Genomic DNA, 11,738 nt, shown 5'->3' on the forward strand with positions numbered 1-11,738 from the left:
CAGGGCGCGCCGATACAGGCGCCACCAGCGACGACTGCTTCACACGTCGAGGCGTCGGCCGGTGCTCACCGCCCCGGCGTACTACGGTCGTCGGATGGATCTCGACAAAGCGCGAGAGATCATCCGTGAACAACACCGGGCGGTGCTCGCCACGATCCGCGAGGACGGCACTCCGCAGATGTCACCGGTCCTGGTCGGCGTGGACGACGACGGCCGCGTGCTCGTCAGCACGCGGGAGACCGCGGTCAAGGTGCGCAACGTGCGCAGGGACCCACGGCTGTGGCTGTGCGTGCTGCCCGATGGCTTCTTCGGGAGCTGGATCCAGGTGGAGGGCAGTGTCGAGATCGTGTCTCTGCCGGATGCGATGGACGGCCTCGTGGACTACTACCGCCGGATCATGGGCGAGCACGAGAACTGGGACGAATACCGCACGGCGATGCAGCGCGAGCGGCGGGTGTTGCTGCGCGTGACGCTGACCCGCGCGGGCCCCGACCGCTCCGGCTGACCGAACGGCGGACAAGGCCGCGTCCCTGCGCTGACCATTTCGCGCACACGTGCCGTCCCCGGTGTGCCCGCCGGGGATGTCGCTCGGGATCCACACGGATGCGATCGCACTGACGCCGGACGACAGTCGCCGTGTCAGACCTGAAGCTGGTGAAGGCGGGGCATGGGCATCTTCAGCGTGCAGCTCGCTGCGCGGCACTACGAAGTGGACTTCAACGGGCATGTGAACAACGCGGCCTATTACGACTGGGCCGACCACGTCAGGCTGGAGTTCCTGCGTCGCGCGGGGGTCGTGCCCGAGATCTTCATGGAGAACAAGGTGGGCCCGGTCATCCTCGAAGCTCAGGCACGCTACCTGCGCGAGTTACGCATCGGAGAGCCTGTGAGCGTCACCTGCGGGCCCACGTACGGCTCCGGACGAACCTTCACCTTCCTGCATCGCTTCATCCGTGCCGACGGGGTTCTGGCCACGGAGCTGGTGAAGATCATGGGAATGCTCGATCACGGCACCCGTCGCCTCGTCGCGGATCCTCATCGCATCCTCCGCGCGCTCGCGGCCCGGCCCGATCTGCTGGAACCGGCCGGCGCCACAGCACGTGAGCAGCACGAGTAGGCCGGATACTCCTGCGCTGGCGCGAGGAGGGCGAGCGCCGGTGGCCCTGCGGGATCGGCGCAGCGAGTGTGAGGCGCTCGACCGTTTGCTCAAGGCTGTTCGGTCGGGCGAGAGCCGGGCGCTGGTGGTGCGCGGTGAGCCCGGTGTGGGCAAGACGGCCCTGTTGGACCACCTTGTCGAGCAGGCCTCGGGCTGCCGCGTGGCGCGCGCTTCGGGTGTCCAGTCAGAGATGGAGCTGCCGTTCGCCGGGCTGCACCAGCTCTGCGCGCCGATGCTGGATCAGCTGGCCCATCTCCCTGGTCCGCAGCGGGAGGCGCTGACCACCACGTTCGGGCTGAGCAACGGCGACCCACCGGGCCGCTTGCTGGTCGGCCTCGCTGTGCTCGGGCTGCTTGCGGAGGTGGCGCGGGAGCAGCCGCTCGTCTGTGTGGTGGATGATGTTCAGTGGCTCGACCGTGCCTCCGCGCAGGCCCTGATGTTCGCCGCACGGAGGCTGCGAGCTGAGTCCGTGGCGATGGTCTTCGCGTCGCGCGAGCCCGGCGAAGAGCAGGAATCGGACGAGGAGGAGTCCACGGGTCTGCAGGAGCTGGTGGTGGGCGGTCTGCCCGACGAGGACGCGCGGGCGTTGCTGGGCTCGACGCTGCCCGGTCCGGTGGACGAGCGGGTGCTCGACCGGATCGTTGGAGAGGCCCGCGGCAATCCGCTGGCCCTGTTGGAGCTTCCGCGCGGGCTGACACCCGCCGAGCTGACCGGCGGGTTCGGGTTGCCCACGACGATGCCACTGCCGAAGCGGATCGAGGAGAGCTTCCGCCGCCAGCTCGCGCCGCTGCCGGCGGACTCCCGTGAGCTGCTGGTGATCGCCGCGGCGGAGCCGCTCGGCGACCCCGTCCTGATCTGGCGGGCCGCGCACTGGACGCACTGGACGCAGCGATCTTCGCCGGCCCGCTGGCGGATGGCAGCGGCCTGCAGGAGACCGCAGCCGCGGCACGTTCCGCGCCACCGGCGCAGTCGCCGTCACGTGCGGTTGATCTCCTCCTCGACGGTCTGGCGGTGGGGTACACGGACGGGTTCGCGGCGGGCATGCCGACGTTGCAGCGCGCGCTGGTCGCGTTCCGTCGCCCGGACGTCTCCGAGGAGGACGGGCTGCGCTGGTTCTGGCTCACCTGCCGCGTCGCCCGTGCTCTGTGGGACGAGGAGGCGTGGGAGGCGATCGTCACCCGCTTCCTGCAGCTCGCGCGGGAGACCGGAGCTCTCTCCGTGCTTCCGCTCGCCCTCAGCGCTCGCACGCTCGCACACGTGTTCGCCGGTGAGCTGGATGCGGCTGAGGCGCTGGGCGGGGAGCTGCACGGTGTCACGGAGGCGACCGGGAGCCCCTTCGTGCCCTACGGCGCCCTGATGCTTGCCGCCTGGCGGGGCCGCGAGGACGAGGCCACCGACCTGATCGAGACCGTTCTCGACGAAGCGGTGTCTCGGGGCGAGGGACTCGGGCTGACCGTCACCGGGTTGGCGACGGCAGTGCTCAACAACGGTTTCGGACGCTACGAGGAAGCGATGGCCGCGGCCGAGAGATCCAGCGAGCACCCGGAGGAGCTGAACGCGTCAACCGCGTGGGCGCTGGTGGAGCTCGTCGAGGCGGCCACCCGTATCGGGATGCCGGAGCGTGCTGACGGCGCCCTGCAGCAGCTCGCGAAGTCGACCCGCGCGAGCGGAACGGACTGGGGGCTGGGTATCGAGGCTCGCTGCAGGGCGCTGACGAGCGACGGTTATGCGGCGGAACGTGCCTACCGGGAGGCGCTCGAGCGGCTGGGACGCACCCGGGTTCGGGGGGAGCTCGCCCGGGCCCATCTGCTGTATGGGGAGTGGTTGCGTCGCGAGGGCCGGAGGTTGGATGCGCGCGAGCAACTGCGCACCGCCTACGAGATGTTCACGGCGATGGGGATGGAAGCGTTCGCCCGGCGTGCGGAGCGCGAGCTGGGGGCCACCGGCGAGACCGTCCGCAGACGTCCTGTGGAGACCGGCGGTGAGTTGACCGCGCAGGAGGCGCAGGTCGCGCGCCTGGTTCGGGAGGGTCTCACCAATCCCGAGATCGGAGCCCGGTTGTTCATCAGCTCGCGCACGGTCGAATATCACCTGCACAAGATCTTCGGCAAACTCGGCATCACCTCACGCAAGCAGCTCCGCCGCTGATCCCATGCCGGAGTCCACGTCCGCAGTCACGGAAAGTGACACCGGATGTGGCGGGATCAACTGCATGTCGTATTGCAGCCGGCACATGCAGGCGGCCATCCTGGGCGGCGCTCAACAGCCGCCGCAATTAGTCGGGCAATCGTTGTCCCGAAGGAGGCGCTATGGACCCGGTTTCCTGCGTGAATCCGATCTACCAAGGGTACCTGTACAACAACCGCTGGGCGATCACCGACTTCTGGACCCGGGCCAACACCCTCGACGCGGCCATCCACTTCGTCAACGCCGCGTACAGCAAATGGCCCGCCCAGACCAAACAATGGTACGACGGAATGGCCACCAGGCTGGGGACCGGAACCCAGCCGCAGACCGAGGACAAGTTCTTCCAGCCGATGCTGGACGACGTCGGCGTCTGGGACGACGACTTCGCCTGGTGCGGGCTCGCCTCGCTCAGCGCGTACGACTTCCTGTTCGCGTACGACTTGAGCGGTGGCCACAGCCACGCCGCCGTCTACCTCGACATCGCTCAGACGTGCTGGCTACGCATGGTCGGCACGGGCTACGACCTGGCGACGGAGGTGATGCCGGTACCGCACGGCTGCCGGAACAGCAGTGCCTCGGCGAGCAGCAACCCCATGGGCGTCAAGAACACGGTCACCAACGCCGGGTTCTTCCTGCTGTCCCTGCGCCTCTACAGCACGCTGAAGACCGTGACGCCCCAGAAGACGGCCGCCGCCCAGGGGTACCTCAAGATGGCCTACGCCCAATACCAGTGGTTCAGCCGGTGGTTCACGGAGCCGAACCTCTCCCAGTACCAGTACCTGAAGCTCGTCACGTTCAACAAAGGCGTGATGGGCGGCTTGGTCAACGAACGACCACTGCCCGACGGGACCTACAACTCGCTCGACAACCCGCCGTACGAACCGGGCTGCGTCTGGTCCGGCGACCAGGGCCTGATCCTCGCGGCCCTGGCGGGCATGCTCGAGATCGCCGACGAGTTGGCCCCCTACGTCCAGGCCCACGTCGATCCCACCTTCGACAAGACCGCGTTCACCACCGAGGTCACCACCTGGATCGGTCAGATCGCGGGGGGCGTGCAGCAGTTGCTCGTCGGCACCGACGGCATCGTGCGCGAAGCGCCGTTCAAGGCACTCATGTCGAACGACTCGACGACGGGCTTCGTGTTCTCGAAGGACTACGTCAGTGGGCGAGGCGTCCTGCTGCGCTGCCTGGCGTTACCCGAGGTCAAGACCGCACTGTCCGCGGCGGGTATCAGCTTCGACGACACCCTCAACAAGACGGCGAACGCGGTGTGTGCCTCCCTCCAGCCGGGTCCCGCGAACCAGGTGAACGTGACCTTCGGCGTCGCGGACACGGATTTCCAAGCCACGTTCAAGAATTACTGGAAGTTCGGCGACGGGCCCATCGGCTGGACGTTCGACCCCAGCCAGGACGGCCTCGTCGGCACGATTGTGCAGGCGGTCGGTCTGGACGCCATCGGGGCGGCGATCCCGCTCCAATGACCGCCGGTTCGGCTCGAACGCCTCACTGAAGTACTGCTTCTCGCGGACAATCTTCGCGCCTTCGAATTCCCTGGCGGTCACCACGTGGAACAGTTGCGGTATTTCCGTCCGTGGAACGCATCAACGTCTCATTGCCCGACTCATCGGTTGCACGGCTGGACGTTCGACGTCAACCAGGGCGCCCTCGTCGACTCGATGATGCAGGCGGTCGGCCCGGACGCCGTCGGGGCGGCGATCTTGCTCCGATGACCGCTACTTCGGCCTGCACCCGGGCCCAGAAGATCCTGCTCCGCACCGGCTGAACGCGCTACCCTGCCGCCTCGGGGGGACGGCATGACAAACGGGGCAACGCGTCCACTTCGGGCCGAGTTGGCCGAGCGGGTCGCGGTGCAGGGCAGGATGGCGAGCGCGCTCGTCGAGCTCGAGCGCCATCCCGGCCATGCCCTCCTCACCAGTGGCAGGCTCACGGGGGAGACCGCGCGGCTCTGGGCAGGTATCGAAGGCGAACTCGCCGGGCTGTGGCGCGACTTCGACGACCACCGCAGGGTCGTCGACGCCGCCACAGCCGCCGCTGACGGCGGTGATCTCGCCACGCTGCGGCGGCTGCTGCACGATCCGTCGATCGAGATGTCCCGCACCGCTCTCCCGCTCCACGAGCGGGGACTCACCGGCGTCCCCGAGCGTGTCGAGCACGTCGACCTCGACACCATCCACCGCCGGATGGAGGCGACGTTCGATCGCGTCAGCGCGTTCGTCGCCCGGGCCGACTCCGCGTACCGCGACGCTCTCGCCCGCATCGCCTCGCCCGCCGAACAGCTCCGCGACGCCCGCCGTATCGCCGACGACCTGGGCGCCGAACAGCACGCCCTCGCGGAGCTGACCCGCAGGCTGGACGTCGTCGAGCGGGCCGCGACCACGGATCCGCTCGGTTCGACGGTCGACACCGGCCCGCTCGCCCGCGACGTCGAGGGAGTCGTCGAGCGGCTTCGCGTCGCGGCCGCCGTCCGGGACGGCTGGCCCGAACGCACCGCCCGGCTCGACGCCGCGCTCGGTGAGCTCGACGCGTTACGCGGCCGGATGGTCGCCGACCGCGCCAGAGCCGCCGAGATCGTCGTCGTCACGCTGCCGCCCGCTCCGCCCGACCGCAGGCCCGCGCTGCGCGCCCGTCAGGCCGCCGTGCTCGTGATCGATGGTTGGCCGTCGAGGGCCGCGGCGCTCGACGGCCTCCTCGTCGCCGTCGCGACGGAGGCCGACACGCTGCGGGCCGCTCGGGAGCTGGCGAGCGGGTTGATCGAGCGCCGTGGCGAGCTGCGCGGGCGCTACGAGGCCTACCGCGCCAAGGCACACCGCCTCGGCCGTTCCGAGCAGCCCGAGATCCTCCGGCTCGAGGAGGAGTTGCGGGCCGTGCTGTGGGCGCGGCCGTGCGACCTGGCGGCCGCTACCCGCGCGCTCGCCGAGTACCAGCGCCTGCTGCAGGCCGAGGGGAGGACCGCATGATCGAGCTCGCGGGCAGACCAGCCGAACGGTGCCCGTGCACGGCACCGGCCGAGCGCAGCGGGGACGAGCGATGAGTGCCTGTGCCCGGCCGGGTTGTGACGGCACGATCGACGAGGGCTACTGCGACACGTGCGGTGTGGCTCCGGCCGTGCCGCCATCGGCGGACGCTTCGGCGAGCGCGGCGGTGGCGCCTCCGGGGTCGTGCGGTCGTCCGGGCTGTGACGGCACGATCGACGAGGGCTACTGCGACACGTGCGGACTGGCACCGGCGGCGGCCGGGACCGACACCGATGCCGGCCCCAGCACGGCGGCTGCGGCGCCGACCTGGTCCACCAGCAGCTCGTCCGGCGGATCCGGCAGCCCCGCCAGCAGGCCCACCCGCCGCGGCAGCGGGCGCAGCGGCACCGCGGCCACCCGCAGCCGACTGGGTGCCGGGATGGTCGACGTCCCACCGGTGCCGCGCCTCGACCCGGTGAGCGCGCTGATGACCGACCCGCAGGTCGCGGAGTCGGAGCGGTTCTGCAGCCGCTGCGGCAGCCCGGTCGGGCGCGGCCGCGACGGGCAACCGGGGCGTGTGGAGGGCTTCTGCCCGAAGGACGGAACCCGCTTCTCCTTCATCCCGAAGCTCACCACGGGCACCCTCGTCGGCGGACAGTACGACGTGCTCGGCTGCCTCGCGCACGGCGGCCTCGGCTGGATCTACCTGGCGCTCGACCGGGCGGTGAACGACCGGCCGGTGGTGCTCAAGGGCCTGCTCGACGCCGGTGACGCCGACGCGATGGCCGCCGCCGTGGCCGAGCGGCGCTTCCTCGCGGAGGTCGACCACCCCACCATCGTCAAGATCTACAACTTCGTCCGGCATCCGGATGACGACGGCACACCGGTCGAGTACATCGTCATGGATTACGTCGGCGGCTCCTCGCTCAAGCAGCTGATGGAGAAGCGCAGGCGTGCCGACGGCGGCCTCGACCCGATGCCCGTCGGCCAGGCCGTCGCCTATGCGTTGGAGGTGCTGCCGGCGCTGGGTTACCTGCACGCCCGCGGCCTCGTCTACTGCGACTTCAAGCCCGAGAACGTGATCCAGTACGACCGGCAGCTCACGCTCATCGACCTGGGTGCCGTGATCGGCGTCGACGACCGGACCAGCGCTGTCTTCGGCACGATCGGCTACCAGGCACCCGAGATCGCGACGTTCGGTCCGTCGCCGGCGTCCGATGTGCACACGGTCGGGCGCACGCTCGCCGTGCTGGCGCTCGGAATGCCGCCCGCGCGCCGCGGAGTGCCGACCCCGCTGCCCGATCTGGACGCGCACCCGGTGCTCACGCGGCATCCGTCCTTCGACCGGCTCCTGCGCCGGGCGACCGATCCGGATCCCTATCGCCGCTTCGACTCCTGCGACGAGATGGCCGAGCAGCTCACCGGGGTGCTGCGCGAGGTTCTGGCCACCGAGGACGGACGGCCGCGACCTGCGGCGTCCACCTTGTTCGGCCCGCCGCGCGGCACCTTCGCGCCCGGACTGCTGATCGGTGAGGACGGTGTCGGGCGCCCGGACCCCGCGGCGGTCGCGGCCATGGTGCCCGTCCCGCTGGTAGACCCTGCGGATCCCGCGGCAGGGGTGCTCGCCGCCACCGCGACGGTCGACCGCGCGGAGATCGCCCGCATCGCCGAGGCGAGCGCGCAGACCGGTGGGCCGGGGGAGCCGAGCCCCGAGCTGCGGCTGCGGCTGATCCGGGCGGACATCGACGCCGGCGACACCGCGGCAGCACGGGTCGCGATCGACGCGTTGCGCCGCGACGAGGCGGGCGACTGGCGGCTCGACTGGTTCACCGGGATCGCGGCGCTGGTGGACGGCGACGTCCCGGCGGCGGTCACCGCCTTCGACGCCGTCTACTCGACGCTGCCGGGCGAGCAGGCCCCGAAGCTCGCGCTCGCTGCCGCGGCCGAGCGGGCCGGTGCGGACGCGCACGCGGAGCAACTCGCCACGCTGCTGGCCGCGACCGACCCGGCACTGGCCGACGCGGCGTTCGTCCGGGCGCGCTGCCGCCTCCGGGCGGGGGACCGGGCTGGGGCGATCACCGCTCTCGACGCCGTCCCCATGACCTCGAGCATGCACGTCCCGGCCCAGCTCGCGGTGGTGGAGGCGACGGTCGCAGACGGAACGTCGGTCCCGGCGAGCGAGCTGCGGGCCGTCGCCGCGCGGGTCGAGTCGTTGCCCCTGGACCGGGCCACCGACCAGGGAGTCCGCGCCGCCCTGCTCACCGCCGCGATCGCCACCCGGAGCACGGAGGACGGCCCGCTGCTCGGGGTGCCCTGGCGCGAGCACGACCTGCGCCTGGCTCTGGAGGGATGTCTGCGGGCGTCGGCGCGGCTCGTCACGGACCATGCCCATCGGGTGGAGCTCATCGACCGTGCGAACGCCGAACGGCCCCGGACATGGGTGTGAACGCCTGCCCGCGCTGCGCGGCCGACGTCGGCGTGGACGACCGGTTCTGCGAGAGATGCGGCCTGGACCTCACGCTGCGCCGGGCCGGCACGGCCGATGCCCGCCCACCCGGCCGGTGCGCCGCTTGCGGCGCCGCACCGGAGGAGCCCGACTACTGCGGCGCCTGCGGCAGGCGGGTCCCTGGCGCCACGGACCACGTCGCCGCCGACCTCGGCCGGCTGGCCGGCGTGAGCGATCGCGGCTACGTCCACGCCCGCAACGAGGACGCGATGGCGTTCGGGCTCCGCCGTGACACCGGCGTGGTCGCCGCGGTGGTCTGCGACGGCGTCTCCAGCACACGGCGGCCACAGGACGCCTCCCGTGCCGCCGCCGAAGCGGCCCTCTCCGTGCTGCTGAGCGCCGAGCCGGCACCTGTGCCGGTGCCGGTGGGCGCCGGACCGGAGGAACCGCGGACCGGGCGGACGGTGCGGGTGCGCCCGGCTGCGGCTCGTACCTACCAGCCGCTGGAGTCGGCACCGGGCGCTGCGGAGGAGGAACGGCTGCTGCGGCGTGCCGTCGGCGCCGCGGCCGAGGCCGTTGCGGGGCTGGCCGCCGAGCGAGAGCCCGACGCCCCGTCGTGCACCCTCGTCGCCGCGCTGGTCGGGCCGTCCGGCCGGGTCACGGTCGCGTGGGTGGGCGACAGCCGCATCTACCACCTCGACGGCCCGGACTCGCGACTGCTGACCGCCGATCACTCATGGGCCCATGACCAGGTGGCTGCCGGCGTGCTCGACCCCGCGGCGGCGATGGCGGATCCGCGCGCCCACGCGATCACCCGGTGGCTCGGCGCGGACGGGGTGCCGCACCCCGATGTCACCACCGTGGACGCCGAGGGTGGGCTTCTGCTCCTGTGCACCGACGGCCTGTGGAACTACCTGCCCGACCCCGGCGACCTCGCCCGCGTCGCGGCCGCCGCGGACACCCCGCACGGGATCGCCGCCCTGCTCACCCGGTATGCGCTGGACTCGGGCGGCCGGGACAACATCACGGTCGTCGCGATCCCCCTACCCGAGAGGAGCCCGGCATGACCTTCGCCGTCGACGTCGACCAGAACCCGTACCTCGCCGCGGGTGAGACCCGCGTCGACGCGATCGTCACCGTGACGGCCTCCGGCGACCTCACCGCGCCCGCACCGCCGTCGGACGTCCTCGAGGTGATCGTGATCGACTGCTCGGGGTCGATGCAGGGCGACCGCATCCGTGCTGCGCGGCATGCCGCAGCGGCGGCGATCGCCGAACTGCGCGACGGGGTCGCGTTCGCCGTGATCGCCGGGACGCACGTCGCCAGCCAGGTGTATCCCCCCAGCGGCACGGCCGTCGCGAGCGCGGCCACCCGCGCCGAGGCGACGACCGTCGTGCGGTTCCTGCAGGCGGGTGGTGGCACCGGTATCGGTTCCTGGCTCGCGGCGGCGGGCGAGATCGCCGCGCGCCATCCCGGCTCGATCAAGCACGCGATCCTGCTGACCGACGGGAAGAACGGCGAGGCCCCCGACTGGTTCGCCGAGCAGTTGAGGTCGGTGACCGGGGTGATCGCGTGCGACTGCCGCGGCGTCGGCACCGACTGGCAGGTCGACGAACTGCGCGCGATCGCCTCGGCGCTGCTCGGCACCGTCGACATCGTCGCCGACCCCGCCGACCTCGCCTCCGACTTCCGGTCGCTGATGGGTGCGGCGATGGGCAAGGGTGTTGCCGACGTCGCCCTGCGGCTGTGGACCCCGCGCGGCGCGACGATCCGGTTCGTCAAGCAGGTCTCGCCCGCGGTCGAGGAGCTCACGGACCGCCGCGCCGAGGCGGGCCCGCTGCGCGGCGACTACCCGCTCGGCTCGTGGGGCGCGGAGAGCCGCGAGTACCACGTGTGCGTCGAGGTGGCGCCCGGCGCGGTCGGTGACGAGATGCTCGCGGGCCGGGTCACCCTGGTCCGGTCGGGCTCGGACGAGGCGCTGGGCGACCAGGGCAGGATGCGTGCGGTCTGGACCGAGGACGTCGCGCTCTCGACGAGGATCAGCCCCGGGGTGGCCCACTACACCGGGCAGGCCGAGCTCGCCCAGGCGATCCAGGAAGGCCTCGCCGCGCGCAAGGCGGGCGACGAACCGACTGCCACCGCGCGCCTGGGCCGGGCCGTCGCGCTGGCCGATGCGTCCGGCAACGACGGCACGGCAAGGCTGCTGGAGAAGGTCGTCGAGGTCGTCGATGCGCCTTCGGGCACCGTCCGGCTGCGGAAGGACGTGTCCGCCGCCGACGAGATGACGCTCGACACCCGGTCGGTGAAGACCGTGCGGGTGCGTGGGGGTGAGGGCTGATGGCCGCCTGCCCGGCCGGGCACGAGTCGTCGACCACGGACTACTGCGACACGTGCGGGGCTCGCATGACGGCGCCCACGACGTCGCCGCCCGCGCCGGCACCCGAGCCGCCTGCGCACTGCGCGCGGTGCGGGGAGCCGCGGGGCGGGCGGTTCTGCGAGGCGTGCGGGCACGACGCCGACCTGCCGGTCCCGGACACCGCTCCTGCTGCGCAGCCCGCACCGGCTGCCGGTTGGACGGCAGTCGTCCGCGCGGACCGGGCGTGGTTCGAGGAGGTGCGCCGCCGCGACGGGCCGGATGCCGCCACGCTCGAGTTCCCGCCGTACGCCCCGGAGCGCCGGTTCACGCTCAGCGGCCCGCAGATGGCGATCGGGCGTCGCAGCCGCTCCCGCGGCATCGACCCGGAGATCGACCTGTCCGGCCCGCCGCTCGACCCCGGCGTCTCCACGCTGCACGCGCTGCTGCTGCCCGGTGCCGACGGCGGCTGGACGATCGTCGACCTGCAGTCCACCAACGGGACGACGGTCGGCGACGGCTCGGACATCATCCCGCCCAACACGCCCGTGCCGCTGCCGGACGGCACCGTGATCAAGATCGGCGCGTGGACGACGCTCAGCGTCCACGCCCCCTGATCTG

At 71.9% G+C, this 11,738-nt stretch carries 9 protein-coding genes and 1 pseudogene; all 10 read left to right on the forward strand.

Going from position 1 to position 11,738, the window contains the following annotated elements:
* Window positions 1-94 precede the first annotated feature (94 nt).
* A complete protein-coding gene (locus MMF94_RS12120; protein WP_241036461.1) occupies window positions 95-505 on the forward strand; it encodes a PPOX class F420-dependent oxidoreductase in 411 nt (136 codons plus the stop codon).
* Window positions 506-667: 162 nt separating this feature from the next.
* A complete protein-coding gene (locus tag MMF94_RS12125) occupies window positions 668-1,117 on the forward strand; it encodes an acyl-CoA thioesterase (RefSeq protein ID WP_241036462.1) in 450 nt (149 codons plus the stop codon).
* A gap of 40 nt (window positions 1,118-1,157) precedes the next feature.
* Window positions 1,158-1,574: pseudogene (locus MMF94_RS12130) on the forward strand (AAA family ATPase); the annotation flags it as partial.
* A 593-nt stretch (window positions 1,575-2,167) separates the two neighbouring features.
* Complete coding sequence (locus MMF94_RS12135) at window positions 2,168-3,304, forward strand: helix-turn-helix transcriptional regulator (protein WP_241036463.1); 1,137 nt, start codon at window positions 2,168-2,170, stop codon at window positions 3,302-3,304.
* Window positions 3,305-3,465: 161 nt separating this feature from the next.
* Window positions 3,466-4,824: a hypothetical protein gene (locus MMF94_RS12140; RefSeq protein ID WP_241036464.1), complete on the forward strand. Its 1,359-nt coding sequence runs from the start codon at window positions 3,466-3,468 to the stop codon at window positions 4,822-4,824.
* 333 nt (window positions 4,825-5,157) lie between these two features.
* On the forward strand, window positions 5,158-6,321 hold the full coding sequence (locus MMF94_RS12145) for a hypothetical protein (RefSeq protein WP_241036465.1): 1,164 nt from the start codon (window positions 5,158-5,160) through the stop codon (window positions 6,319-6,321).
* A 70-nt stretch (window positions 6,322-6,391) separates the two neighbouring features.
* Window positions 6,392-8,764 (forward strand): serine/threonine-protein kinase, encoded by a 2,373-nt coding sequence (locus tag MMF94_RS12150; RefSeq protein ID WP_241036466.1) that lies wholly within the window; start codon window positions 6,392-6,394, stop codon window positions 8,762-8,764.
* Window positions 8,755-9,831 (forward strand): PP2C family protein-serine/threonine phosphatase, encoded by a 1,077-nt coding sequence (locus MMF94_RS12155; RefSeq protein ID WP_241036467.1) that lies wholly within the window; start codon window positions 8,755-8,757, stop codon window positions 9,829-9,831. The genes MMF94_RS12150 and MMF94_RS12155 overlap by 10 nt, the downstream gene beginning before the upstream one ends.
* Window positions 9,828-11,102, forward strand: coding sequence for a vWA domain-containing protein (locus MMF94_RS12160; RefSeq protein ID WP_241036468.1), 1,275 nt, complete (start codon window positions 9,828-9,830; stop codon window positions 11,100-11,102). Before MMF94_RS12155 ends, MMF94_RS12160 begins: the two co-directional genes overlap by 4 nt.
* Window positions 11,103-11,167: 65 nt before the next feature.
* On the forward strand, window positions 11,168-11,734 hold the full coding sequence (locus MMF94_RS12165) for an FHA domain-containing protein (protein ID WP_241036469.1): 567 nt from the start codon (window positions 11,168-11,170) through the stop codon (window positions 11,732-11,734).
* Window positions 11,735-11,738 lie beyond the last annotated feature (4 nt).

This window comes from Pseudonocardia alaniniphila, assembly GCF_022524485.1.
In the GTDB taxonomy this organism is placed as follows: Bacteria; Actinomycetota; Actinomycetes; order Mycobacteriales; family Pseudonocardiaceae; genus Pseudonocardia; species Pseudonocardia alaniniphila.

Excerpts from the sequence above, each read along its gene's own strand:
- MMF94_RS12125 (WP_241036462.1), top strand. The coding sequence starts at position 668 with ATGGGCATCTTCAGCGTGCAGCTCGCTGCGCGGCACTACGAAGTGGAC.
- MMF94_RS12160 (WP_241036468.1), top strand. The coding sequence starts at position 9,828 with ATGACCTTCGCCGTCGACGTCGACCAGAACCCGTACCTCGCCGCGGGT.
- MMF94_RS12140 (WP_241036464.1), top strand. The coding sequence starts at position 3,466 with ATGGACCCGGTTTCCTGCGTGAATCCGATCTACCAAGGGTACCTGTAC.
- MMF94_RS12150 (WP_241036466.1), top strand. The coding sequence starts at position 6,392 with ATGAGTGCCTGTGCCCGGCCGGGTTGTGACGGCACGATCGACGAGGGC.
- MMF94_RS12120 (WP_241036461.1), top strand. The coding sequence starts at position 95 with ATGGATCTCGACAAAGCGCGAGAGATCATCCGTGAACAACACCGGGCG.
- MMF94_RS12155 (WP_241036467.1), top strand. The coding sequence starts at position 8,755 with ATGGGTGTGAACGCCTGCCCGCGCTGCGCGGCCGACGTCGGCGTGGAC.
- MMF94_RS12145 (WP_241036465.1), top strand. The coding sequence starts at position 5,158 with ATGACAAACGGGGCAACGCGTCCACTTCGGGCCGAGTTGGCCGAGCGG.
- MMF94_RS12165 (WP_241036469.1), top strand. The coding sequence starts at position 11,168 with ATGACGGCGCCCACGACGTCGCCGCCCGCGCCGGCACCCGAGCCGCCT.